Raw genomic sequence first — 23,390 nt, 5'->3', positions numbered from 1 at the left:
AGTAATCGGGTCTGGGTTATATAAGCCTACTGCTGATGAAGCGCTTTCAATTCATCGCTGTACCAGATTTTTCGCTTGAATCGCGGGTTTTTTGATGACATGTCGATCTTGTAGGGGTTGAGCTCTTCCGCTTGCGGAAAACCAACAATGCGACACAATTCCTGCGCCAGCCATTTTTCGATTTTCAACACCACCAGCTTTTTGCGCAGCCGGCCCTGTTCGTCGCGGTTCAGAATAGTGGGCAGGGTGTTCAGGGTAAGAATTTCGTCGATGGCCGGGTGGGCCATGCGTTCACGGCCTTCATCGCTGGCGTAAAAGTGTGAAACTGCAAATACCAGGCGTTTCGGGTTGATCTGTTTCAGGAACTGGCAGGATTTAACCACGGTCGACCCGGTGCGCACCATGTCGTCGAACAATATGACGCTGGCTTCTTCAAGTCCGTCGAAGGTGTGTTCGCTTTCTTTGTGCAGGGTGATTTCGACTTTACGTTCATCGGTTCGTTCTTTATCGAGCATGATGAACTTGGCTTTGCTCAGGCCCAGAGTGTCGAACATTTCTTTTACGAAATCGCGCGCGCCTTTGTCGGGTGCACACAACACCAGGCCTTCGCCTCTGTCGCCATAATTCAGAATGTCGGAATTCAACAGATAGTGTGCGTAAATTTCATAGGGGATCAGGTTGTGAAAGTCACCTTCAAACACATTGGAAAAGATTTTCTGAACAGAGCTGGAGTGATTGTGAACGGTGAGTACGGAATCGACCCCGGAGAGTTTCAGTAGCTGTGCGTAGAGTTTTGCGGTGAAGGGCTGGCCGTCGAATTTCTTGATGTCTTTGATGTCGCGTTCGAAGTGGGTTTCACCCAGATCTTTTCTTGGCCCTCTGTCCTGAGCGCTGTAAAACAAGTCTGGTTCAACCAGTACGACTTGTTTGGCGCCGTTTTCCTTGGCGGCCCGGGCGATGATCAGATTCGCCATGGCCAATTCCTGTCGGCTCTTCAGGTGGCTGCTGGTGCTGACGATGACCACAATCTTGCCATCCAGCGTATGGCCAATGTTGTCCATATCCTGTTCATCGGAAATAAACCGTGGGCAGAATTCGGAGTTCATGAACTGTTTCATGCTGATCTTGTCAGCGATGTCTTCCAGTTGTCCGACGGCGTAGGCAATGTCGATGGCGAAGGGGTTATCGGCGACGTTGCTGACAACAACGACATTTCTTGACTGTTCAGTCGAAAAAGTCATGACGAGTCCTGTTTTTGAGCGGCTGGGCAGAGGGGCGCCAGTGTAATATGGGAGGCGGGATTTCGGTAGGGGCAAAGCAGGGTTAAGGTGACATTGACCGGAGTTAGATGCTGCACGCACTAGAGGATACATTGTAACAATACTTCGTAGCGGCCCGCGCTTCCTTGCGCGGCCGGTGCTGTTGCTGGTTACACGATGCCAGACCCACTTTGGTTCGGATCAACCGGTCGCTGTTTGGCGCATTCATTCCGATAGCCGCTGTTGCGGTACGTTCCGACCGGGTCAATGGCGCCGCCGTTCTGGTGCCGGGCCATCTGCAAAATCGGCTCAACGTCTTGGTTGTAAGCGGTCTTCAAGGTCGCTTGTGCCATCAAGGGGTCGTTGTTTTGCTGGTATTCGCTCAGCTTGACCCGGTCGACCAGTAGTGCTTTGACGTATGCGCGCTGAACTTCGGCGGCACTGTACATCAGGCTTTCGATGGGGTCGGTGACGTTGTGGGACTGGTCGAGCATATAGAAGGGTGCAAAGCTGCTGTCCCGTTGTTTGACGTCGACCAGTTCGTTGAACACCAGAAACAGCTGATACGGGTCGATGGAGCCGCTGTCGAGGTCGTCGTCGCCGTATTTGCTGTCGTTGAAATGGAAACCACCGAGCTTGCCAAACTGTGCCAGGCGGCTGACGATCATCTCAATGTTGACGTTGGGTGCGTGGTGGCCCAGATCGACCAGGCACAGGCAACGGTCACCCGTCTCTTTAGCTGCCAGGTAGCTGCTGCCCCAGTCCTGTATGACGGTGGAGTAGAAAGCGGGCTCGAACATCTTGTGTTCCAGCAGCATGTTCCAGTCGCCGGGCAAGGCGTTGTAGATGGTTCGGGCGCTCTCAAGATAGCGGGCAAAGGCGTCGCGGAAATTTTGCTGGCCGGGGAAGTTGGATCCATCGCCTACCCAGACGGTCAGTGCATCGGACCCCAGTTGTTTGCCCAGTTCGATCACATTGATGTTGTGCTCGACGGCCATGGACCGGACTTCGGCATGCGAGTGCGTCAGACTGCCGTATTTATAAGATTTTTCTTGGCCCTTCTGATCCTGAAAGGTGTTCGAGTTCATCGCATCAAAGCCCAGGCCCCGGGCTTCGGCGTAGCCGCGCAGTTCAGCCGGGTCTTTGGGCCGGTCCCAGGGGATGTGCAGAGAGACCTTGGGCGTAACGCGCCCCAGTTGATGAATGACGGAACAGTCATCCAGTTTTTCGAAGATGTTGCGCGGCTCACCGGGACCGGGGAAGCGGGCGAACCGGGTTCCGCCTGTGCCCACGCCCCAGGAGGGCAGCGCAACTGTTAGCTGACTTGCGGTTTCTGTCAGGGCCCGAATGTCGATATTGCGGCGGTTGAGCTTCTCACCCAATGCCTCAAAATCCCGGTTCAAATCGGCTGACTGCCGTTCGTTGTCTTCTGCAATGCGTTCGTTTTTTATCATTGTTGTCATGGTGGCACCTGTTAACAATTCGTTGATGATGTGGCTTAGCGAGTGAACGACGGGGCATGGCCCGCATCAACGTTCAATATGTTTCCGGTGGATTTTGCCGAGGCATCCGAGACGAAAAAGTAGATGGCTTCGGCAATGTCTTCCGGCAAAACGCTCAGCTTTAACAAGCTGCGTTGGCGGTAGTGATCTTCCAGATCATCCGTTGACAGGTTGTAGGCATCGGCACGCTCTTCTTTCCATTTTCCGGTCCAGATTTTGGAGCCTCGCAACACGGCGTCCGGGTTGACCACATTGGCCCGAATACCATGCTGAGCGCCTTCCAGTGCAACACATCGGGCAAGCTGGATTTCAGCCGCTTTTGCTGTGCAATAAGCACTGGCGTTAGCGGAAGCGACCAGGCCGTTTTTGCTGGATACAAACACCACATTGCCGCCCATGTCTTGCTGCTTCAGAACCTTGAAGGTTTCCCGGGTCACCAGGAAATACCCGGTTGAGAGAATGTCCTGGTTGCGATTCCACAGTTCCAGCGACGTTTCTTCCAGTGGCGCTGAGGAGGCAATGCCGGCGTTAGACACCAGAATGTCGACACCACCAAAAGCCACACTGGCGTGCTTCAGTCCGGCGACCACGTCCTCTTCGCGCGTCACATCCATGCGTAAGGCCGTGATACTGTCTTTGCCAAAGGCTTCTGAAAACTCTGCTGCGGTTTTGTCGAGGCTGTCCTGATCAATATCGAGCAAGACCACACAGGCGCCCTCCTGAATCAGTCGTGCCGCGGTAGCTTGTCCGATGCCGCCGGCACCGCCGGTGACAGCCGCGATGCGCCCAGCCAGTGACTTGGGTTTGGGCATGCGCTGCAGCTTCGCTTCTTCAAGCAACCAGTATTCAATGTCAAAGGCTTCCTGTTCCGGCAAGCCCATGTATTCGCTGACTCCCGACGCACCGCGCATGACGTTGATGGCGTTAACGTAAAACTCACCGGCGATGCGGGCGGTCGCTTTGTCTTTGGCAAACGAGAGCATACCGACACCCGGCACCAGGTAGATGACCGGGTTGGAGTCCCGCATGGCCGGGCTGTTCGAGCGCTTGCACCGGTCGTAGTAAGCGGCGTAATCCCGGTTGTAAGCGGCCAGTTGGTCGTCGAGACCAGCCAGAACTTCATCAAGGTTGTCTTGGGTCGGATCATAGTCGACGACCAGCGGCTTGATTTTGGTGCGCAGAAAGTGGTCCGGGCAGGAGGTGCCCATCTCGGCCAGCGACTTGAGGTCTTTGGAGTTCACGAACTCCAGCACTTCAGCTGAATCGTTGAAGTGGCCGATCTGGCGCTGCACTTTGCTGGTTTTACCCCGAATTGAAGGCATTAACTGGCTGGCCACCTCACGGCGCTTGGCGTCATCCAGGCTTTTAAACAGAGCCCCCGAAAAAGCGGGTTTGTCTTTCAATTGCTCGTCCAGCCAGGCCTGTGCCTTGTTGATCATTTCCAGTGAGGTGAGGTAGCACTCCCGGGCTGTTTTTCCCCAGGTGAACAAGCCGTGAGCTTCAAGAATGACGCCTTTCAAGTGCGGTTTGGCGCGAGCAATTTTTTCCAGTTCCAGGCCCAGTTGAAAGCCAGGGCGCAGCCAGGGCAGCCAACCGATGTCCTGGCCATAAATGGTTTCGGTCAGTTCCTGGCTGTTTTTGGACGCAGCGATGGCAATCACTGCATCGGGGTGCAGGTGATCGACGTGGGTAAAGGGAACATAGGCGTGCAGTGGCGTATCAATACTGGCGGCACGAGTGTTCAGGTTAAAGTTGCAATGCGGTAAGTAGCCGACCATTTCATCTTCGTACTCTTTACCACGGTACAGATCCTTCAGTGCGTTCAGTTTATCCAGATACAGCGTTGAAAAGCCGTTCAGGCCCATACTGCCGATATCGCCTCCAGAGCCTTTCACCCACAGGACGGTAGTTTCTTTACCGGTTAAGGGGTCTTTTTCCTGAATCTTGGCAGAGGTGTTGCCACCCCCATAGTTGGTGACGCGCATGTCAGAGCCGAGCAAATTTGATCGATATTGAAGCTTTTCAGCCTCTGATAAGGTGCTGGCGTGCGCTTCGTCCCACAAATCCGGGATAAGTGCTGTGTTAGTGGTCATGTATTGTGTCTCCTGGCTTGCCGGTGATGATTGGCAAGACCGCATAATCGGTCAATATAGTTTAAAATGGTGCAATCAGCGGGTTGGGATGATTGATATTGGAACAAAGTATTGATTCAAGCCCCTAAAATGTCAATACCGATCATTAAGTGTCATTTATAGCTTGATAATGATTGAAAATGAAATATAGTGACGAGTGAGGATTGGAAATGCATGAAGTTGAGCGGCATAGAATCATTCTGGCCGAGGTGGAAGAGAAACCCATCGCCACTCTGGGGTATTTGGTGGAATTGCTGGGGGCATCCGAGGCCACTGTCAGAAGAGACATCAATGAACTGCATCAGCAAAGGAAGCTGAAAAAGGTCCGGGGGGGCGCGGAAGCATTGCACCCACCGAGCAATATGGGGTTGGTTGGCAGGCCTTACTCGGTTAATCAGACGATTAATGCGAAGGCCAAGCGGGAAGTTGCCCGAGCCGCTGTGGAACTGCTGGAAGACGGCATGTCGGTGACCATCAGTGGTGGCACGACAACCTACTTCATGGCTGAGTTCATGCGCACTCGCAAGCTGCACGTGCTGACTAATTCGTTTGTGATGGCCGAGCAGCTGGTAAAGCGCAGCAAGTGCTCGGTGACGTTGCCGGGAGGCAGTGTTTACCGGGAACAGAACATTATTTTGAGTCCGTTTCCGAATGATGTTTCGAGCCGGTTTTACGCATCGATGCTGTTTATCGGTGCTCAGGGAGTCGGTCCTCAGGGGGTGATGGAGGCAGACCCGCAGATTGTGCAAGCGGTTATGAAATTGATGGATCAGGCCGATCAGCGGGTGTTGTTGGTTGATAGCAGCAAATTTCAAAGCCGCAGCAATCTGATTGTGTGTCCGCTGTCCCGGGTGGATATCGTCATAACTGACGATGGTATCGATCCGAAAAGCCGGAAGATGATTGAAGATGCAGGTTGTCAGTTAACGATTGTCAGTACCAAAAACGCAAATAACACGAACGAAAACAGCACGACCGAAACGTCCGTTCACCCTGACTAGCACGCCGCCTGGCCGCAGCAGGGTAACAATAAAAACAATGGAGAATGACATGAGTAAGAAATTGTTTTCAGCCCTGGCTGTTGTAATGTCTATGGTTTTTCTGGCTCCGGCTTACGCCGAAGACAACGTGCGCATAGCGCTGGTGGTCAAAGCCCTGGGTATTGGTTTCTTTGAAGCCGCCAATGAGGGTGCACAGGAAGCGGCTGCAGAGCTGGGCGATGTTGAAGTCATCTATACCGGACCAACGTCCACCACCGCGGAAGGACAAATTGAGGTCATTACCTCGCTGATCGCACAGCGTGTTGACGCCATCGCGGTCTCTGCTAACGACACCCAGGCACTGGTGCCGATTTTGAAACGCGCTCAACAGCGTGGCATCAAAGTGATTTCATGGGACTCCGGTGTTGCTGAAGAGGGCCGCCTGGTGCACCTCAACCCATCGAGCAACGAACTGATCGGCCGAATGAATGTCAGCCTGGCGGCAGATGCACTTGAGCAGAAGGGTGTATCCAGTGGTCAGATGGCTATTCTGAGCGCCACACCAACCTCGACCAATCAGAACATCTGGATCGATGAAATGGAAAAGGCCTTGCCAGAGTTCTCTCAACTGGAGCTGGTCGACACTGTGTACGGCGACGATATGGCTGACAAGAGCTATCGTGAAGCCGTTGCACTGTTACGTAACCACCCAGATCTGGACGTGATTGTTGCCCCTACGACGGTTGGTATTCTGGCTGCCGCTCAAGCTGTTAGCGATCAGGGGCGTGTTGGTGAGGTCTACGTCACAGGCCTGGGTTTACCGTCTGAGCTGGCCGGTCATGTTGCCAGTGGTGCGATTCACAACTTCGCCATCTGGAACCCGATTGACCTTGGCTATTCAGCTACGATGATTGCCTATAATCTGGTCAAAGGGAATAGCAATGATCAGCAGGTGCCAATGGGTCGAATGGGTGTTGCTGAACTGGATGCAGGCGGCAGCGCAGCCATGTCTGATCCGTTCATCTATGACGCCTCTAACGTCGACGAGTTCGCGTCAATCTTCTGATTGGCTGGCACTGCTCGTCACTCCTGGGGTGCTGCCCGTTCAGGCAAACCCCCGACCAATACAGCCGGAACACCTTCCGGCTGCAAGTACCTTGCCGTACATCAGTCATAAACAACGATAAAGATACGACTTATGGAACAACATGACGCTGTATTTTCGCTGCGCGATGTCACCAAGACCTTCCCCGGCGTTAAAGCGCTCGATCGTGTGAAACTGGATCTCTATCCGGGTGAAGTGACCGCGCTCATTGGTGAGAACGGTGCGGGTAAGTCCACGCTGGTCAAGACCATGACCGGGATTTATCAACCGGATGAAGGCAGTATTTATTTTCAAGGTGCGCCTATCGTCGTCAGCAATCCTGAAGACGCCCGTCAATTGGGTATCACCGCAATCCATCAGGAAACGGTATTGTTTGATGATCTGTCGGTTACCGAGAATATCTTTGCCGGTAACTACCTGACCAAAGGGCCTTTGAAGCGCCTGGATTGGTCTGCCATGCAAGCACGCACCCGTGAAATTTTGCTCGAGATCGAAGCACCACTGGATCCGGATGCACTGTTGCGGGGGCTGAGTATTGGTCAAAAACACATGGTAGCCATTGCTAGAGCGCTGTCTTGTGATGCGCGAGTGGTGATTCTGGACGAGCCAACCGCGGCGTTATCGCACCATGAAATTCAGGAGCTGTACGCCATTGTCAATCGACTCAAGGCCGCGGGTAAGGCGATCATGTTCATTACCCATAAGTTCGATGAAATATTTGCCATTGCCGATCGCTATGTCGTGTATCGGGATGGCGCGTTTGTGGGTGAAGGGTTGATCAGCGGCGTGAATGAAGAAACGCTGGTTGAAATGATGGTTGCCCGCAGCATGACGGAACCTTTCCCCAAAGTGGAAGCGGCCATTGGTGAACCGGTGTTGAGCGTGCGGGACTTTAATCACCCCACGGAATTTGCCGATATCAATTTTACCGTTAGGGCCGGAGAGATACTCGGCTTTTATGGTTTGGTTGGGTCTGGCCGGACCGAGATCATGCAGGCGCTATATGGTTTGTCCAAAGCCGCCAGTGGTGATGTGCAGATCATGGGTCAAAGCGTTCAGATCAAGTCACCGGCGGATGCCATTGCCGCTGGCTTGGTGTATGTGCCCGAGGAACGTCAGCAGCAGGGGGCCATTGTCGATCTGCCCATTTACCAGAACATCAGTCTGCCACAGCTGAACAAGCTTAACCCTCTGGGCTTTCTGCGAGAGGCCGGTGAGTATGAGTTGGCCCGTGCCTACGGTGACCGGCTTCAGGTTAAGGCATCCAGCTGGAGTCAGCCGGTTAATAATCTTTCCGGGGGGAATCAACAAAAGGTGGTTATCGGTAAGTGGTTGGCCACGCAACCCAAAGTTATTGTGATGGATGAGCCGACCAAAGGCATCGACATTGGTTCCAAAGCAGCCGTTCATCGCTTCATGTCAGAACTGGTTCAGGAAGGGCTGGCGGTGATTATGGTGTCGTCGGAATTGCCTGAAGTGATGGGTATGGCGGATCGGATCATCGTCATGCATGAAGGTTTGATCGTTGGCGAACTGGATCGTAGAGACGCCAGTGCCGAGCGAATTGTCGGGCTCGCCACAGGAGGTATCGCTGCATGACCATTAACGGACTGCTCAAACACCGCGAGTCAATGCTGGCACTGGTGATCGTGATATTGATTGGCGCCGTTGGTGTCATCACTCCCGACTTCCTGTTGGCGAAGAGTTTGCTCGGAGCCTTTAATGATACCTCCATGCTGATGATTCTGGCGATAGGGCAAATGCTGGTTATTCTGACCCGTTGCATCGATCTATCGGTGGCGGCCAATCTGGCCCTCACGGGTATGGTGGTCGCGATGATCAACTCGGCCATGCCGGGCGTACCCATCCCGTTGCTGATCATTTTGGCCATGGCCATGGGCGCGGTTCTGGGTGCGATCAATGGCTTTTTTGTCTGGAAAGTCGGTGTGCCTGCTATTGTCGTAACGCTGGGAACCATGAGCATCTACCGGGGGATGGTGTTTCTGTTGTCGGACGGTGCCTGGGTTAATGCGCATCAGATGAGCGCGAGCTTTATTGATTTCCCCCGTAACACGCTGATGGGGTTGCCCGTTATGAGCTGGATCGCACTGGGTGTGGTGGTGCTTCTGTTTTTCGTCACCCGGCATTTGCGCTTTGGCCGTGACTTTTATACCGCCGGTGGTAACCCGACCGCAGCCTTCTATACCGGCATTAATGTCGGGCAGGTTCAATTCAAGGCATTTGTTATCTCGGGCATGCTGGCCGGGCTGTGCGGCTACCTTTGGGTATCGCGCTATGCTGTGGCCTACGTCGATGTCGCCAGTGGTTTTGAGTTGCAGGTGGTTGCTGCCTGCGTTATTGGCGGTGTCAGTATCATGGGCGGTCTGGGCACGATTCTGGGTTGCGTGTTGGGTGCACTGTTTCTGGGTGTTATCAACAACGCACTGCCGGTTATTGGTGTCTCCCCATTCTGGCAAATGGCGATTTCAGGCGCGGTTATTATCATTGCGGTTATTGCCAACGCCAAAGCCGAAAGAGCACCTGGTCGTATTATCTTGCGTCGGGCTGTTACCGGTGCCGCCGATGTTAACCCCACTACTGCCACGGCTGTGGCGAAGAGCTGAAGGGGCTGTTATGGAACAGGTAATGACTCGTACAATACCGAATACGCTCTCGACACCATTCAAGCGTTTTGTCTTTCGCTGGGAAACCTTTTTATTGCTGGTTACAGCGCTCGTTTTTTTTGCGAACACACAGATATCTCCGTACTTTCTCGATCCCTGGAGTTTGTCTGACATGACGTTCAATTTCTCGGAAAAGGCGATAATCGCCTTACCCATGGCCATGCTGATTATTTGCCGGGAAATTGATCTTTCTGTCGCCTCGACCATCGCCTTGTCTTCGGTGTGCATGGGTTTGGCTGCTCAGGCCGGGCTCAGCATCGAAGTCATATGTGCCGTTGGTATCCTGGTTGGAATCGGCTGTGGGTTATTTAACGGGTTCATTGTCACCTGGTTCAACATTCCTTCGATTGTTGTGACCATCGGTACCATGAGTCTATTTCGCGGGATTACCTATGTCATTCTTGGCGATACCGTGATGAGTGACTACCCGTCCGAGTTCGCCTTTTTTGGGCAGGGTTATATTGCCTGGGTGATTTCATTCGAATTCACGGTGTTTCTGATATTGGCTCTGGTGTTTTACGTGTTGTTGCATCACACCAATTTCGGACGGCGAACGTATGCCATCGGTAATAACCCAACCGGGGCGCTGTATTCGGGCATTAAAGTCAACAAACATAAGGTAGTGCTGTTCACTCTGGTTGGAGCGATGTCGGGTCTGGCCGCTATTTTTCTGACTTCCCGATTAGGCAGCACCCGCCCGGGCATTGCCTTCGCCTGGGAGTTGCAGATCGTGACCATGGTGGTACTGGGCGGCGTCAGTATTCTGGGTGGCTCCGGCAGTATTCTGGGCGTTGTCATTGCGGTTTTTCTGATGGGTCTGGTGACCTTTGGCTTGGGGCTGATCAATGTGCCGGGCATCGTCATGACCGTCATCATTGGTGCTATGCTAATTACCGTGATCAGTATTCCCGCCGTACTGGCCAAACTGCGTGAAAGAAAAGGCCGCTCGGTATGAGAATTGCGTCGATTATGACGGTGTTTCCAGGTTGTGAAGCAGAGTACCGGCGTCGGCATGATGAGCTGTGGCCCGAGCTTGCCGAGCACCTGAAAAGCGTCGGAATAACCAACTATTCAATTTTTTTGGATCCCGGGTCACGGCAGCTGTTTGCGGTGTTTGATGCGCCCGATACCTTCGATCCGGAGCAGGTCAGTCGTCACCCTGTTATGCAGCGCTGGTGGGATTATATGGCGGATATTATGGAAACTCAGGCAGGGTCCAATGAGCCATTGCAGCATCCACTGACCGAAGTATTCCGGTTTAACTCAACGGGTGAGCACTGATGTCGGTTACCGTAACCGTTGTGTTTGATATCGGTAAAACCAACTTGAAATTGTGTGCACTGGACCTCGCGACGGGCGCTATTGTTGCCAGTTTACGCACCACAAATGATGTTTGTTACGACGGGCTATACCCACATGCCGATGTTAACCGTTGCTGGCGTTGGTTGTGTGAGGGGCTGGTGGAGCTGGGCAAAAGCTGGGCAATCCGCTCGATCGGCATTACCACTCACGGAGCCACAGCAGCCTGTCTTGCCGGTGATGAACTCGTCTTGCCGGTACTCGACTACGAGCATCCGGGTATCGACAGCACAGCGGATACCTACCACAAGGTTCGTCCCGATTTTGCGGAAACTCGAAGCCCGGGGTTGCCTGCGGGATTGAACCTGGGTGCTCAGCTTTACTGGCTGGAAAACACTCACAGGGAAACCTTTTCGCAAGTAACCCGGGTGCTGACTTACCCCCAATATTGGGGCTGGCGATTGTCCGGCGTTGCGGCCTCTGAAGTAACTTCGTTGGGGTGCCATACTGATTTATGGAATCCTGCACGGTCTGATTTCTCAAGTCTGGTTGACAGCCAGAGGTGGCGTTCTCTGTTTCCACCCCTGGTCGCAACGGGTTCCGGGCTCGGAAGTCTGTTGCCTGAACTGGCAAGCGAATTGGGTCTTGATCCTGACTGTGTTGTGTATAACGGCATACACGACAGCAACGCCTCACTGGTACCGCATTTGCTAAAGTTGGACGCACCGTTTGGTGTGGTTTCAAGTGGTACCTGGGCAGTGATCGCCGGAGTCGGTGCGCCGCTGAATTCGCTTGATCAAAACGCCGACATGCTGGCTAACGTGAACGCGTTTGGCGACCCGGTTCCGTGCATTCGTTTCATGGGCGGGCGTGAATGGGAAACCCTGCGAGGCTCTCCCGAGTGCAGCTGGCAAGACGTTGTCGACGTACTGCAATTGCAAGTATATGCCATCCCCTCCTTTGTGGATCAGGGTGGACCTTTTCAGAACCAACAGGGTCGATTTACCGGTCCGGTACAACGATTAAATGAAACCCAGAAAACAGCCTTGGCAACTCTCTACGTTGCTCTGATGACTGACTATTGTCTGGAACGGCTGCAACAACGGGGTGATATCATTGTAGAAGGGGCCTTCGCAGCGAGCGACTGCTTTTTGACTGCGTTGAGTACCTTACGTCCACATCAGGCGGTATTGAAAAGTACAGACGCAACTGGCACGACAATGGGTACCGCTATGTTGTCTAACCCCGAAGCGCACTGGGACATGACCTACGAGAAGCAACCCGGTTCGCCTGATCGGGTAACCGAGTTGCTGGCCTATCGGGATCATTGGGTGCAGTTGTTGCCGTCGGTCTAAACGGCGTCCGCTTGTGCAGCAGGTGCCGCTTTCTCAATCTCGGGCAGTTCCCGGCAACGATCCGCAGTCCGGACCAGGGTGGGGTAGGCGCTCAGGTCGCAGTTGAACCGTTCGGCGTTGAACACCTGGGGAACCAGAAACACATCGGCCAGCGTCGGCTTGTCGCCATGGCAAAAGGTGCCGGTCGCTGCCTCTTGAGTCAGGCGGGCTTCAAACGCGGTAAAGCCTTTGGCGACCCAATGCTGATACCAGGCGAGTTTGGTGGCTTCATCAACGCCCAACTGATCGGTTAGGTAGCCCAGTACCGATACATTGTTCAGCGGGTGCATTTCGCAAGCGACCAACAGGGCCAGCGAGCGAACCCGGGCGCGCGCTTCCAGGCTTTCCGGTAACAGCGGTGGTTCCGGGTACCGCTCTTCGAGGTACTCGCAGATGGCCATTGATTGGGTGAGGGCACTGCCTTGCTCGGTTTCCAGTACCGGTACCAGCCCCTGAGGGTTGCGGCGCCGGTGGGCCTCCAGTCGATGCTCGCCTTTGAGTAGATTGACCGGGATCTGGTCGTAATCGAGCCCTTTCAGGTTCAGGGCAATGCGCACCCGGAAAGCCGCTGAAGACCGGAAGTAACTGTGTAATGTGAGCATGGGGAGCGCCTCATCCTATAGCCTGGGCAGTGTAGTCGATTATTTTACGCCTGATATTGCGTAACTTGCTGGTCGATGGCACCGAAGATGCTCTGGCCATTGGTATCGAACATTTCGATACGAACCCGGTCGCCAAAGCGCATAAATGGTGTTTTGGCAGCGCCGTGCAGAATGGTCTCGACCATGCGTAACTCGGCCAGGCAACTGTAGCCGACGCCGCCGTCACCGATTGGCTTGCCGGGGCCGCCGTTGGCATCGGGGTTGGAGACGGTGCCGGAACCAATAACGGCACCAGCGCCCAGGTACCGGGTTTTTGCCGCATGGGCAATCAGCTCGGGAAAGCCAAAAATCATGTCCGGACCGGCATCGGGTTCGCCGAACTTTTCACCATTGAGGTGAACCGTTAATGGCCGATGTAAGCGTCCGTCTTTCCAGGCGTCGCCGAGTTCATCGGGTGTGACGCAAATCGGGGAAAAGCTGGAGGCGGGTTTGGCCTGAAAAAAGCCAAAGCCCTTGGCCAGTTCACCGGGAATCAGCCCACGCAGGCTGACGTCGTTGACCAGCATGACCAGTTTGATGTGGCTGGCGGCCTGTTCGGGCGTGACAGCCATTGGCACGTCGTCAGTAATGACTGCAATTTCGCCTTCGAAATCAATGCCATGCTCTTCACTGATCGCTTCGATGTCTTCGGTGGGTGATAAAAAGCAATCGCCACCGCCCTGGTACATCAGCGGGTCGGTCCAGAAGGTCTCCGGCATCTCGGCATTGCGCGCCTGGCGCACCAGCTTGACGTGGTTCAGATAGGCAGAGCCATCGGCCCAATGGTAGGTGCGCGGTAAGGGTGAGTGCAGGGCGCTCATATCCAGTGCGAAGGCGTCTTTGGCCGTGCCTGCGTTCAGAGCGGCGTAGCGTTCTTCCAGCTTGGGGGCAACCGCTGCCCAGTTCTCGATGGCCTGTTGCAGGGTGCTGGCAATGTCGGTGGCTGGCGCGGCCTGGGTCAGGTCCCGTGAGACCAGAACTAGGGTGCCGTCGCGGCCGGTGTTCAAAGTGGCGAGTTTCATAATGGTTCAATCCTGTAAGTCGAAAAGCGTGGTCTGCCTGAGAGTGGCTTCCTGTCAGCGTTTGCCGGGGTCGAATTGAGCGGTCAGCGTCGACCAGACGTGCACGTAATCTTGCTGACGGTGTTTGGTAGTCAGGGCCGCTTCGGTCGCTTGAAAAACGTAGCGGCTCTCAAACATAAATGCCAGGGTGTTGCCCTGGTACTGGGGCGTTAATTCGGCAGCGCTGGCTTTGGCAAAGGTGTCGGCATCTGGCCCGTGCGGCGACATGCAGTTGTGCAGGCTGGCACCGCCAGGCACGAAGCCTTCGGCTTTGGCGTCGTATTCGCCGTGAATCAGCCCCATGAATTCACTCATCAGATTGCGGTGAAAATAGGGCGGGCGAAAGGTGTTCTCGGCGACCATCCAGCGCGGCGGGAAGATCACGAAATCGATGTTAGCCATGCCTGGGGTGTCGGAAGCGGAGGTCAACACGGTAAAGATAGACGGGTCAGGGTGGTCGAAACTGACGGTGTTTATGGTGTTGAACCGGGCCAGGTCGTATTTGTAGGGCGTAACATTGCCATGCCAGGCAACGACATCCAGTGGCGAATGGCCCAGGTCTGCGACCCAGAGGTGGCCGGAGAATTTAGCAACCAGCTCAAAGTTACCGGTTTGGTCTTCATAGGCCGCCACCGGCGCTAAAAAGTCTCTCGGGTTGGCCAGGCCGTTGGCGCCAATGGGCCCGAGCCCTGGTAATTCCAGAGGGCTGCCGTAGTTTTCGCAGACATAGCCACGAATGGCCTCACACCCCTCACCCAGACGAACCTGGAATTTGATACCGCGCGGTATTACCGCGATCTCGCCGCTGGCGACTTCCAGTACGCCCAGCTCCGTGCGCAGTATCAGGGTACCCAGTTGCGGCACGATCAACAGTTCACCGTCGGCATTGTAGAAAAACCGCTGGGTCATATCGATGTTAGCGGCATAGAGGTGAACACCGCAACCGGTTTGGGTACCGGCATCACCATTGACCGCCACGGTGAACAAACCGTCGATAAAATCGGTCGGTTCGGTCGGAATGGGTAACGGATCCCAGCGCATTTGGTTCGGGTCAGCCACACCGGCCAGTGGGGCGGTCTCAACCTTGTGACCTGGCAGTGGCCGATAGGCCGATTGCAGCACCGATGGCCGAATCCGATACATCCAGGTTCGCAGGTTTTGGTGGCGCGGCGCGGTAAAGGCCGAACCGGAAAACTGTTCGGCGTACAGACCATAGGGGCAGCGCTGGGGCGAGTTCTGACCGATGGGCAGTGCACCCGGCAAGGCTTCGGTTGAGAACTGGTTGCGAAAGCCGCTTTGGTAGTCGAGTGAAGCCGTCATGATCAGGCCCTCTGAATATTATGGTTGCAAATGAAACTATATACGCCAAGGGTAGCGCCGGTTGGTTTCATTTGCAACTAACTGCCTGGGTGCCGCTATGACGACTGCCAGGAATCCAGCCCCAGCAGTTTGCGCCCGAGCTCCGACAACTCGGCTCTCGGGTAACGCGTCTGCTCCCAGCCTCGTGGGTCGCCGGGGAAGGCATAACCCTGAGGGGGAAGGCGGTCGCGCCATGACGTTATGCGCCAGTCGCACACTTCGGTGTTGTTTTCCTCGGCGGGCACCATGGCGATGTACTGTGCCAGGCGCGCGGCATCCGATTGGTTCGGGCGAATGCCGTGGGCGAGCAGGCTGTTGAAAATCAGCAGGTCTCCGGCTTTCATCGGCACGAATTCAGTAGGGTAGCCGCAATCCTGTCCGGGCGAGAACGGGTCCCGGTCGGCTGGGGCCTGGCCTCGCCATTCTTCAAAGTGTTCGAATAGCTGGGGCACACACTGGAAACCACCGGTTTCCGGCGTGGTGTCGCTCAGCGCCAGCACCCCCTGAACGTTGACTGGCAATGGATCGAGTGTGGTGTTGGCATCCCAGTGAATGAAACCCGAAAAGGCCCGGCCAGAGCGGTTGGGCGGGTTCAGATTGGCCCGGTCGATGGTGACCCAGAGGTCTTCGCGGTCCCAGATATCGACGAAGGCGTTGTACACCCGAGGTGTCTGGCGGTTCGCCCACAACAGCGGGTGGTTGTAGGCCTCCACCATACCGCTGTTGTTCAGTTCTACCATGGCATGGTCACGCCGCTGGGGTGCGTACCAGCTGCCTGGGTCCCGGGGCGACATTTCCTGAAATTCCCAGAGAAAGTCGGCGGTGGCGGTTACCTGTTCAGGTGCGATCGCCTGGCGGATGACGACGTAGCCATAACGCTGCCAGTGAGCCCAGTCAGCCTCGCTGAGCACACGCAATGGTTTCTGTTTAACGAGACTGGCAAGCGGCGGGTGTTCCTGATTGCCAACGCTGTTGTTGCCGGGTTGCTGGTCACCAAAGCCGTAGCGGTTTTTTATCGTGGTCATGGGGTTCTCCTGTGAGTCCATGGACACATCCTAGCGCCATGACAGGGGGCTGGGCGGTGACTTTTGAGCATAAACCAATACAATTCGCTCAATTTGGATGGCATTATCGAATAGATAGTGCAATTAAGGAGGCAGGTGCATGAAAGCCCAATTCGAACGCATTCAGCACCCGGACGATGCCTCCTGGCGGTTCTTTCTGCGTGAGCTCGATACCTTGCCGTTTGAATGGCATTACCACCCGGAGTACGAGCTGACGCTGACGGTGAACAGCCAGGGGGAGCGTTATATTGGTGATCATATCGAAGCCTACCAGAGCGGTGACCTGGTGTTACTTGGCCCCAATTTGCCACACAGCTGGGCCAGCCAGACACCCGGGCAAGCAGGCCCGCATCGGGTCTATGTGCTCTGGTTTCACCAGGCCTGGGTCGATGGCCTGGCCCGGCAATTTCCGGAATTCGCGTCACTCGCCCCCTGGCTGGACAGGTCGCGACGGGGGCTTGCCTGGTCGCATAAGCTGGCCAGTGACCTGGAACCGCTGTTTGAGCAATTACCTGGGGCCAGTGCGGCTCGTCGCCTGACGTTATTGCTCGATATTCTTATCGCCCTTCAGGAAGAAGCCCCGCGTACGCTGGCGTCCGCTCGGTTTCATGGCGAGACGCTGGCCGAACCCGCGCAGCGGGAACTGAGCCCGATACTGGATAGTTTGCACCGCGATTTTCGCGAACCGTTGCGTGTGCCCGATCTGGCGCGAAACCATCATATGAGCGTCAGTACAATGAACCGGGTGTTTCGCCGGCAAATGAACCAGAGCTTGCACCAGTATTTAACCCACATTCGCCTGGGACATGCCTGTGCTGATCTGATTCGGACCGAGCGACCGGTCAGTCTGGTGGCTGAGCAGAGCGGTTTCGCCAATCTGTCCAATTTCAACCGGCTGTTCAAGCAATACAAAGGCGTAACACCGCGCCAGTTCCGCCGGAAGTTTCAGCAGGCGGTGGTTCATGGCAGGCCCTCGATGCTGGCAGGTTCGGTGGACAACTCGTGAAGGTTTACTGGTATTTATCGAGCACGGAATCGAGGCGTTTGATAAAGTTGTCAGTCGCGCGGGAATTTGGGCTGTCGACTGAAAACGTCTGGTGAAACATCAGCGTTAACGTCACTGCACCGTCACTCAGTGAGACAGTATAACCATCAAAACCAGTATCGGCGGTGAGGCCATCAAGCTCATAGCCCTTATCGGTTTTTGTGCCGTTATCGATCACGGTCTGGAAGGCACGCAAGGCGTTACCGGCTTCGATTTTTTCAGACATTCGATCAGCCTGTGAAGGGTGAGTTCAGTCTGAGTCTAGTGTAATTGGCCTTGGCTTCCCAACAGCGTAGGCCTCAACCTGAAAATCGGGGCAAGCGGCTGATCACCATTGCAGCGACAAGCGACAAACCACCGGTGACTACCCAGGTCGATTCCCAGCCTTCGCTGCGACTGGCGACCAGCGCAACCAGAGGCGGGCCAGCAAACTGACCCAGAGATGACCATTGCTGCATCCAGCCGACGGTGGTCGAGACCGTATCCTCACTGGGTGCCAGCCTAACGGCAAGTGAAAACAGAACGCCGGGAATCACACCGCCGACCATGGAGAACAGCAAAACAGCACTGTAGCGAACCATAGGCGCCGTGTCGGTCAAACTGGAAAAGGCGAGCAGAGTGCCAAGGCTCATCACACCAAAACCGGTGTACAACAACTGCCGGGCCTGGATGCCGCGATGCAACAGGTAGCCGGAGGCCAGGTTACCCAGAACGTTAATCAGCGCCACCAGAGCCGTAAGCGGCCCGATCAACAGGGCGCTGAAACCGGCCTGCCGATAGATGGATGGCAAAAACCCGATGACCGAGAGCCACTGGCTGGAATACATGGCGAAGATGATGGCGATCAGCCAGGGGCCCGGCGCCGCCAGTGTATCGGCCGGGCGTTGCCACCAGGGAGCCGATGGCGAAGTGGTATTGGCTGAGGTCGAATGCGGTTGGTCGGCGGGCACTGCGTACCACACCCAAACCAGCATCAGCATCGATACCAGCGCCAGCACTCGCCACCAGCCTTGCCAGCTGGCTGCGTCGATTACCCAGGGTGCGGTTAATAACGCCAGGCTGGTACCGAACCCCATATAGCAGCCCCAAAGGCCGAGTCGCGGGCTCAGTTTCTCGACCGGCACCTGACGCCGAATCAGTCCCGGGGCAGGCAATACGACCAGCAAGAAGCCAACCCCTTCGAGCGCACGCAAGGTGAGCAACGCCGACACCGACGTCGCTTCAGCGCCAAGAAAACTGGCCAGTGCCAGGATAACCAGCCCGGCTATCATGCTGCGCCGCAGACCGACCGTATCGGCTGCCATACCCACCAGTAATCCTACCGTCATGCCCGCCAATTGCACCAGCGACAACATAAAACCCGCTTGCAGCAATGTGATGCCAAGCGCTGATTCAAGAGCCGTAATCGCCGGCGGCAATTTCCCAAGGTGAAGCGCTGCGGAGACACCGGCGATGATCACGACAAACTCAGAAGGAAAGCGACACTGCGACATAATGACGAAAAGCCTGGAAGTTAAGGTCATGGTAAACGAGGTACTTTAACAGGTTAGTGGATGAAAGCGGGAACATAGGGCTATGTCCCGTTAACTGGCTGACTGTGGGGTTAGGCACTAGGCTTGCGCCATCAATTAAACGATACAGCGAGCAACTGTATGGATTCCACAATAGAAACACTTTGGCACCACATCTATGGCGGGGATCATCCTGAAGCGCTGTCGCGACTGTCCAAGCTGCTGGAAACCAGCCGTCAATCGCTGGCGCAACAGCCCACCACGCCGGACCCGGACTGGTACCGCAACGCCATTGTCTATTCACTGTACGTCGATGCCTTTGCCGGTGACTTTAAGGGCCTGACCGAGCAACTCGACTATTTGGCGACGCTGGGTGTCAATACCCTGTGGCTGCTGCCCATTCTGGATTCGCCGATGCGTGACCAGGGCTTTGATATTCGTGACTTCAAAACCATTCGGGCGGAATTGGGTGGCAACGCGGCCTTTTCCGATTTTATTCAGGCCGCGCACCAGCGTGGCATTCGGCTCTTGTTCGACATGGCTGTGAATCACAGTTCCGATCAGCATCCCTGGTTTCAGGCCGCCCGTACCGACCGGAATTCGCCCTATCGGGATTATTACATCTGGCATCCCGACCGCGAGCGTTACCAGGGTGCGCGGCTGATTTTTAAAGGCATGGTCAATTCCAACTGGTCGTATAACGAGGCAACCAATGACTATTATTTTCATCGCTTCTATTCGTTTCAGCCCGATCTGAACTATCGCAACCCCGATGTGCTGATCGCGATGATGGAGAATTTCCTGTACTGGAAAATTCAGGGCGTCGATGGGTTGCGCATGGATGCCATTCCCTTTATCTGGAAGGAGGAGGGCACCAACTGTGAAGACCTGCCCACCACGCATACGCTACTGAAACTGATTCGAGCCGGGCTTGATTATTGCGAGCCGGGCACGCTGTTGATCGCTGAAGCAAACATGAAACCCAAGGATGTCGTCGGCTATTTCGGCAACGACGATGAATGTCAGGCGGCCTATCATTTTCCCCTGATGCCGCAGTTTTATATGGCGCTGGCCGAGGGCAACCGGCGCTACATTGAGGATGCGCTGTCACCTTCAGTCACGCCCGCCATACCGGAGAAGTCCTGCTGGATGTCGTTTCTGCGCTGCCACGACGAGCTGACGCTGGAGTTCGTCTCGCCTGAGGTTCGGGAAAAGATGAACCGCTACTATCTACATGATCCGGAGTGTACTTTTCGCGAAGGGGAAGGTTTGGCCGGCCGGCTGTTCTATCTGGTGAAAGAAGACCCGGCCCAAGCCCTGCTGCTGAACGCCATGCTGTTTGCGACCGAAGGCTCGCCCATTTTGTATTACGGCGATGAAGTCGGCATGGCCAACGATGAGACGTTTTATCGGGAAAACAGTGCCCGCACCGGTTTTAAGGACGCGCGTTTTATGAACCGGGGTGACATGAGCTGGAGCAAGGTCGACGCGGCTCTGAACCAGCCCGGGTCGGTCGAACATCAACTTTTTCACGGCATTCAGCAATTAATTGAATGGCGTCGCCGGTTTGCGGCCTGCTTTCATCGCAGTGCCCGTTTTCTAGCGAACCCGAACCCGGCGGTTTACAGCCTGGAACGAGAGGCCAGCGGTCACCGGCTGGTCATTGTGCACAATCTTTCGGCAACGCCCGTTGAGGTTGAGATCGACCAGCCGATGACCGACCTGGCATCGAACCAGACTGTCATCGGGCCGATTGGGTTGCCGGCCTTCGGCTTCGTCTGGCTGGTCAGCGACACGACCGGTTAAGAGGACACCTCGGTGATCAGTTTCAGGGTGCGTTCCCAGGCTACCTTGGCTGACACCGGCTCATAGGAATCTCGAATGTCGCAGTTGAACCCGTGACCTGCCGGGTAGGTATAGACCGGCAATTTGGGTTGCTTGCTGCGCACGGTGTCGACGTTCGCCATGGGAATGCTCGCGTCCTGTTCGCCGAAGTGAAGGATGGTGGGGCACAGTGGCGACGTGTCGGCGAATTCCGGAATGCGACCGCCGTAATAGCAGACGGCACCGGCGAGCCCGGAATGTTGAGTCGCAACCTTGTAGGCCAATGAACCGCCCATGCAAAAACCGATGACGGAGACCGGACCGCGCGCTTTAAAATGGTCGATCGCAGCGATGACATCAAGTGCGGCTGTGTCGAAACTGAAATTGGCGAGCAAGGCTCGACCGCGTGCGACGTCTTCGGGGGCATAGCCTGTTTCATAGCCGGGTTCCAGTCGATCAAACAACGCCGGTGCCACGGCAATAAACCCTGCGTTAGCCAACCGGTCGCAAACAGAGCGGATGTGACGGTTCACCCCAAAAATCTCCTGCAAGACAATAATGACGCCTCGAGGGGTATGGTCTGGCTCCGCGACGTAGGCCGTAAAACGGTGCTGGTCGCTGGCGGTCAGTTCCTGAGTGTGTGACATGATCAATTTCCTGGTGAAGTTGGGGTGGCCGTCAGTGTAGCCAGCTTTATCTGAACTGGGCAGACTCAGCAGTGAAACTGAGCGTTCAGGAAGGAAACCGGACTGCATTTCAGCGAACCGCTGAGCAAGGGGCAGGCAAAAAAAAGCACGGGACGATCGCTCGGCCCGTGCAAAATAACAACACAACAACAACGACAAAGAGGAGAGCTTGCACCAGCGTGGTGGTTGTCAGGTCACCACGCCGTCATGAAATGAGAGTGTTCAGGCGTTGCTTGGCGTGGCACGCGAGCCCAGAATATTCTGGATACCAGCGCGCAAGGACTTGAAGAAGTCGCCTGCCTGCTTACGCAGGTATTCGTTGCGCAAGCGCATGGCTTCACGCTCGTAGTAGGCAACATCAACGTTGCCGAAACGGTCGGTTACGATTGCAGTTTCAGTGGTCGAGTTGGTCATGTCATGCTCCTGGGCGCTTAGCCGGAATAAGTGGGAGGGGAGACCGGTGTTGGGTGCCCCCTTCAATTGCGGCGCATGATAAGAACTTGACCGCCTGGTCACAAACGATCAAATTTAAGGCTATGAATTAGAAAAAGTATTTTATATTGGCAATGGCCGAGTGGCCCAGTCGGTCGAATGCTGTGCGAGACAGGCATTATTTTTCGTGACGCATCAACCAGGGCAAGGTCAGGCTGGTCAGCAGCACGGTGCCGACGGTTACCACCATCATGGCGGTAAAGGCCCGGGGTTCAGCGCCTGCTTCCAATGCTTTCTGCATAATAACCATGGCAATCTCTGCCCTGGGGATCATACTGACGCCGATCAGCAAGGCGCCATAGCCGCCCAGTCGGCGATAGGCAGGCAGGCAGGAGCCCAGCAACTTGCCTGCGATGGCCGCTGCGAGCAGTATCAAGCCGGGCCAGAGCGCGCTGGAGAAAGCTGTCAGGTCAATGTGCAGGCCCAGACCAATGAAGAAAAACGGGGTAAACACGACGTAGAGGCCGTTAAACACGACGCGTTCTTTGGCGGCGGCGGTATCCCGGCTAAACGCCAGCCCGGCGAGAAAGGCACCCACCGCCAGCGACAGCCCACTGACTTCAGCCAGTGCCGCAATGATAAACCCGATCGACAGCATCAGTACCATGGGTTCATGGCGGGTTTCATAGCGTTCGACAAACTGAGTGAGGCGTTTTTCAATAAAGACTGAAAACACCCAGCAGGCGGTGATGAACAGGGTTAGGGTGGCCAACACTTTGGTCAGCGTCAGCCCCACACTGGTCAGCGCAATGCCCTGACCATTGGCCAATAATGGGGCAAGTGCCACGAGAATGGCCATGAGCACGATGCTGCTGATGTCATCGAGTTCGGCAACATCGACAAACAAATTGCCACGTTCAGTCGTTAGCTGTTTCGCATCCTGCCAGATAGTGACGGTCACCCCCAGGCTGGTTGCGGTGAGGGCCACGCCAATGAAAATACTGGCCAGGAGTGAAAAGCTGGCGAGGTAATAGGCTGCAGCGAACCCGAGCGCGCCGCTGAACAAGACGTTCCACAGCCAGATCCAGGACGCGTTGGGCAGCTGCTTCAGAAGGCCGTTCAGGTCGCTCTCCAGGCCGACCTTGAACACCAGCAACACCAGGCCCGTTTCGGCCAATAACCCAAGGCTGTGTCGGCTGCCCGAATCGAGCAGTGGCACCCTGGTGTTCAGCCAGCCCAGTAAGGTGCCGAGACCAATGTAGATAATCATCAGCGGTATAAAACGTCGAATAAAAACGCCCCGGACCAGCAGGGTGAATATCATCAGCACGCCCACCAGAAACAGTGAGTAGGCTGAGGGGAGCTCTGGCAGTGACACTGAATTCATGGCGCGACTGACGACAGGGAGTGTG

The 23,390-nt window shown here is 55.4% G+C and carries 21 protein-coding genes; 9 read left to right on the top strand and 12 right to left on the bottom strand.

Annotated elements, in window-relative coordinates; genetic code table 11:
- Positions 1-26: 26 nt before the first annotated feature.
- The 3 genes from ABJT94_RS06775 to ABJT94_RS06765 all read right to left on the bottom strand — a co-directional run bounded on the left by ABJT94_RS06775 (position 27) and on the right by ABJT94_RS06765 (position 4,854).
- Positions 27-1,241: a phosphoribosyltransferase family protein gene (locus ABJT94_RS06775; RefSeq protein ID WP_348474660.1), complete on the bottom strand. Its 1,215-nt coding sequence runs from the start codon at positions 1,239-1,241 to the stop codon at positions 27-29.
- 188 nt (positions 1,242-1,429) lie between these two features.
- Positions 1,430-2,722: an L-rhamnose catabolism isomerase gene (rhaI, locus tag ABJT94_RS06770; protein WP_348474659.1), complete on the bottom strand. Its 1,293-nt coding sequence runs from the start codon at positions 2,720-2,722 to the stop codon at positions 1,430-1,432.
- Between the two features lie 35 nt (positions 2,723-2,757).
- Complete coding sequence (locus ABJT94_RS06765) at positions 2,758-4,854, bottom strand: bifunctional rhamnulose-1-phosphate aldolase/short-chain dehydrogenase (RefSeq protein ID WP_348474658.1); 2,097 nt, start codon at positions 4,852-4,854, stop codon at positions 2,758-2,760.
- Between the two features lie 209 nt (positions 4,855-5,063).
- On the opposite strand from ABJT94_RS06765, the gene ABJT94_RS06760 reads away from it, so the two are divergent.
- From ABJT94_RS06760 to ABJT94_RS06730, 7 genes are all read left to right on the top strand, one after another.
- Positions 5,064-5,894 carry a DeoR/GlpR family DNA-binding transcription regulator gene (locus ABJT94_RS06760; RefSeq protein ID WP_348474657.1) on the top strand — a complete coding sequence of 277 codons (831 nt, stop codon included), beginning with the start codon at positions 5,064-5,066 and terminating at the stop codon, positions 5,892-5,894.
- Positions 5,895-5,943: 49 nt separating this feature from the next.
- On the top strand, positions 5,944-6,939 hold the full coding sequence (gene rhaS, locus ABJT94_RS06755; protein WP_348474656.1) for a rhamnose ABC transporter substrate-binding protein: 996 nt from the start codon (positions 5,944-5,946) through the stop codon (positions 6,937-6,939).
- Positions 6,940-7,071: 132 nt separating this feature from the next.
- Positions 7,072-8,577: a sugar ABC transporter ATP-binding protein gene (locus ABJT94_RS06750; RefSeq protein WP_348474655.1), complete on the top strand. Its 1,506-nt coding sequence runs from the start codon at positions 7,072-7,074 to the stop codon at positions 8,575-8,577.
- On the top strand, positions 8,574-9,602 hold the full coding sequence (locus tag ABJT94_RS06745; protein WP_348474654.1) for an ABC transporter permease: 1,029 nt from the start codon (positions 8,574-8,576) through the stop codon (positions 9,600-9,602). The genes ABJT94_RS06750 and ABJT94_RS06745 overlap by 4 nt, the downstream gene beginning before the upstream one ends.
- 22 nt (positions 9,603-9,624) lie before the next feature.
- Positions 9,625-10,617, top strand: coding sequence for an ABC transporter permease (locus ABJT94_RS06740; RefSeq protein WP_348474653.1), 993 nt, complete (start codon positions 9,625-9,627; stop codon positions 10,615-10,617).
- Entirely contained in the window at positions 10,614-10,943 is a 330-nt protein-coding gene (gene rhaM, locus ABJT94_RS06735; RefSeq protein WP_348474652.1) for an L-rhamnose mutarotase, read from the top strand. Before ABJT94_RS06740 ends, rhaM begins: the two co-directional genes overlap by 4 nt.
- Complete coding sequence (locus ABJT94_RS06730) at positions 10,943-12,316, top strand: FGGY family carbohydrate kinase (RefSeq protein WP_348474651.1); 1,374 nt, start codon at positions 10,943-10,945, stop codon at positions 12,314-12,316. The genes rhaM and ABJT94_RS06730 overlap by 1 nt, the downstream gene beginning before the upstream one ends.
- Here the strand turns inward: ABJT94_RS06730 and maiA are convergent.
- From maiA to ABJT94_RS06710, 4 genes are all read right to left on the bottom strand, one after another.
- On the bottom strand, positions 12,313-12,957 hold the full coding sequence (maiA, locus tag ABJT94_RS06725) for a maleylacetoacetate isomerase (RefSeq protein ID WP_348474650.1): 645 nt from the start codon (positions 12,955-12,957) through the stop codon (positions 12,313-12,315). The two genes, ABJT94_RS06730 and maiA, sit on opposite strands and share 4 nt — an antisense overlap.
- 44 nt (positions 12,958-13,001) lie before the next feature.
- Complete coding sequence (locus ABJT94_RS06720) at positions 13,002-14,018, bottom strand: fumarylacetoacetate hydrolase family protein (protein WP_348474649.1); 1,017 nt, start codon at positions 14,016-14,018, stop codon at positions 13,002-13,004.
- A 54-nt stretch (positions 14,019-14,072) separates the two neighbouring features.
- Positions 14,073-15,377, bottom strand: coding sequence for a homogentisate 1,2-dioxygenase (hmgA, locus tag ABJT94_RS06715; protein WP_348474648.1), 1,305 nt, complete (start codon positions 15,375-15,377; stop codon positions 14,073-14,075).
- 95 nt (positions 15,378-15,472) lie between these two features.
- Entirely contained in the window at positions 15,473-16,441 is a 969-nt protein-coding gene (locus ABJT94_RS06710; protein ID WP_348474647.1) for a phytanoyl-CoA dioxygenase family protein, read from the bottom strand.
- 139 nt (positions 16,442-16,580) lie between these two features.
- On the opposite strand from ABJT94_RS06710, the gene ABJT94_RS06705 reads away from it, so the two are divergent.
- Positions 16,581-17,486 (top strand): AraC family transcriptional regulator, encoded by a 906-nt coding sequence (locus tag ABJT94_RS06705; protein WP_348474646.1) that lies wholly within the window; start codon positions 16,581-16,583, stop codon positions 17,484-17,486.
- 4 nt (positions 17,487-17,490) lie between these two features.
- On the opposite strand, the gene ABJT94_RS06700 is transcribed toward ABJT94_RS06705, so the two are convergent.
- Both ABJT94_RS06700 and ABJT94_RS06695 read right to left on the bottom strand, forming a co-directional pair.
- Positions 17,491-17,751 carry a DUF3081 family protein gene (locus ABJT94_RS06700; RefSeq protein WP_348474645.1) on the bottom strand — a complete coding sequence of 87 codons (261 nt, stop codon included), beginning with the start codon at positions 17,749-17,751 and terminating at the stop codon, positions 17,491-17,493.
- A 73-nt stretch (positions 17,752-17,824) separates the two neighbouring features.
- Positions 17,825-19,048 (bottom strand): MFS transporter, encoded by a 1,224-nt coding sequence (locus ABJT94_RS06695; RefSeq protein ID WP_348474644.1) that lies wholly within the window; start codon positions 19,046-19,048, stop codon positions 17,825-17,827.
- 129 nt (positions 19,049-19,177) lie between these two features.
- Between ABJT94_RS06695 and ABJT94_RS06690 the strand changes: the two genes are divergently transcribed.
- On the top strand, positions 19,178-20,842 hold the full coding sequence (locus tag ABJT94_RS06690) for an alpha-amylase family glycosyl hydrolase (protein WP_348474643.1): 1,665 nt from the start codon (positions 19,178-19,180) through the stop codon (positions 20,840-20,842).
- On the opposite strand, the gene ABJT94_RS06685 is transcribed toward ABJT94_RS06690, so the two are convergent.
- The 3 genes from ABJT94_RS06685 to ABJT94_RS06675 all read right to left on the bottom strand — a co-directional run bounded on the left by ABJT94_RS06685 (position 20,839) and on the right by ABJT94_RS06675 (position 23,365).
- On the bottom strand, positions 20,839-21,507 hold the full coding sequence (locus ABJT94_RS06685) for a dienelactone hydrolase family protein (protein WP_348474642.1): 669 nt from the start codon (positions 21,505-21,507) through the stop codon (positions 20,839-20,841). The two genes, ABJT94_RS06690 and ABJT94_RS06685, sit on opposite strands and share 4 nt — an antisense overlap.
- Before the next feature lie 261 nt (positions 21,508-21,768).
- Complete coding sequence (locus ABJT94_RS06680; protein ID WP_348474641.1) at positions 21,769-21,960, bottom strand: hypothetical protein; 192 nt, start codon at positions 21,958-21,960, stop codon at positions 21,769-21,771.
- A 196-nt stretch (positions 21,961-22,156) separates the two neighbouring features.
- Positions 22,157-23,365, bottom strand: a complete 1,209-nt coding sequence (locus ABJT94_RS06675) for a cation:proton antiporter (protein ID WP_348474640.1) — start codon at positions 23,363-23,365, stop codon at positions 22,157-22,159.
- Between the last annotated feature and the right edge of the window lie 25 nt (positions 23,366-23,390).

The organism is Saccharospirillum sp. (assembly GCF_039982735.1).
In the GTDB taxonomy this organism is placed as follows: domain Bacteria; phylum Pseudomonadota; class Gammaproteobacteria; order Pseudomonadales; family Natronospirillaceae; genus Saccharospirillum.
The sequence above is the reverse complement of the archived record's forward strand: the minus strand, read 5'-3'. Positions and strand labels throughout refer to the sequence as shown.